Origin of the sequence: Aquabacterium sp. UBA2148, from assembly GCF_002328915.1 — a bacterium.
GTDB lineage: Bacteria > Pseudomonadota > Gammaproteobacteria > Burkholderiales > Burkholderiaceae_C > Aquabacterium > Aquabacterium parvum.
The window spans coordinates 6,974-7,813 of the sequence record NZ_DCXA01000329.1; the positions used below are offsets into that span (position 1 = coordinate 6,974).

The window sequence follows — 840 nt, forward strand, 5'->3', positions numbered from 1 at the left end:
GTGACCAGAAGCTCACGAACGACCCCCGCATCACGCCCGTGGGCGCCTTCCTGCGCAAAACCAGCCTGGACGAGCTGCCCCAGCTGTTCAACGTGCTCAAGGGCGAAATGCGCCTGGTCGGCCCCCGCCCCATCACCCTGGCCGAGCTCGACCGCTACGGCGAAGCGCGCTGGCACTACCTCAACGCCATGCCCGGCATGACGGGCCTGTGGCAAGTCAGCGGTCGCAGCGACACCACCTACGAAGAGCGCGTCGAACTCGACCGCGACTACGTCGAGCAGCGCAGCCTCTGGAGCGACGCGGTGATCCTGGTCAAGACCATCGCCGTGGTCCTGGGCAAAGGTGGCGCGCGCTGAACCCCGTCGATCCCATGACCAACCTCTCCGACGTTCAACACGCCTTGTCGCCCCCGCAGGGCCACGTCCTGCACATCGTGGGCGACCTCACCGAAGCCGTCTTCGGCTTCATGGGCCCGGCCAGCGACACCCTCGCGCGCGCCGGCTACCGACAGACCGTGGTGATGCTTGACCAGCCCCGGCACCGCCACCTGCAAGGCCGCTTTCACAAAGGCATCCACCTGGTCACCGTGCCGTGCGAGGAACGCAGCCGCAAGCACTGGCTGACCCTGGCCAACGTGGTGCAGCAACAGATCGGCCAGCACGCCTTCAGCGCGGTGCACCTGCATGGCTTCCTGCCCTGGGCGCTGGGCACGCGCATGGGCCGGCTGCTGCCGCGCGAGACCCGCGTCTATTACTCGCCTCACGGCTCGCGCACGCTGGGCCTGCTGCGCCCACTGCAGACCACCGTGGGCGCGCTGATGTCGCTGGCCGGCGTGCGCCA

General features: G+C 68.7%; 2 protein-coding genes. Both read left to right on the forward strand.

The features are described from left to right. On the forward strand, positions 1-356 hold a 356-nt coding region (locus B2W70_RS18365), incomplete at its 5' end, for a sugar transferase (protein ID WP_286748030.1). A gap of 14 nt (positions 357-370) precedes the next feature. Further along, the coding region (locus B2W70_RS18370; protein ID WP_286748032.1) for a hypothetical protein at positions 371-840 on the forward strand (470 nt) is incomplete at its 3' end.